The following is a 672-nucleotide window of genomic DNA, read 5'->3' as shown; positions in this document are numbered from 1 at the left end:
CTTTTCGTGGGGTACACTAGGCTCAGAAGCGCACTCACTATCGACTATTAAAGAAATAACAAGATGATTTCACAACTAACAATATTGAATCTTCAGGTGGTAGCCACTCTTTTAATGAGTTATGACTATTTTTTGTCTGAAAAACTGAAAGTTAAATTTGGTAATCAAGCCAAACGGTTTATAGAAACTAGAGCTGATGTTAATAATGCAATGTTAAATAGTTATGTAGGCAATTTAGTTTCTATGGTGCCTATCGCCGTTAGCGCTTTCGTTTTAGGGTTAATCGTTTTCGGCTTGTATCTATTGTTGGGAAGTATAGGTAATACTACTGTTCTTCTTTTATTAGGGGTTGTAATGATGATAGCTTTTGTCGGAGCTTTTGCTGGTTTTGTGAAAGTGTTGGGCGAAGGTATTTTTCCTTTAACTTTACCATTGCTAACTAAGGCATTGCTGAGTTTTGTACTCCTAAGCTCTAAGGGTGTGATAGGTGCAATTGGGTTTATCTTTTTAGCGAGTTCCTTTGTCGCACAGTATTATAACATTCTGATGCCCTAACAAACTGTTCAAGAGTGATTCGCAACGCGTGGCATTTTTACTATGCGTTGAATTTAGTGGTTAAGGTGGTATGCGGGAGCTTCAGTATTGTGTTGCTCACACCTTAACAGGGCGTTA

1 protein-coding gene is annotated in these 672 nt (G+C 37.9%); it reads left to right on the top strand.

What is annotated here, in order from left to right; translation table 11 throughout:
- The first annotated feature begins 63 nt into the window (after window positions 1-63).
- Window positions 64-555 carry a hypothetical protein gene (locus PL85_RS18325; RefSeq protein WP_115340127.1) on the top strand — a complete coding sequence of 164 codons (492 nt, stop codon included), beginning with the start codon at window positions 64-66 and terminating at the stop codon, window positions 553-555.
- Window positions 556-672 lie beyond the last annotated feature (117 nt).

Origin of the sequence: Vibrio anguillarum (assembly GCF_001989995.2) — a bacterium.
GTDB classification, from domain to species: domain Bacteria; phylum Pseudomonadota; class Gammaproteobacteria; order Enterobacterales; family Vibrionaceae; genus Vibrio; species Vibrio anguillarum.
The sequence above is the reverse complement of the archived record's forward strand: the minus strand, read 5'-3'. Positions and strand labels throughout refer to the sequence as shown.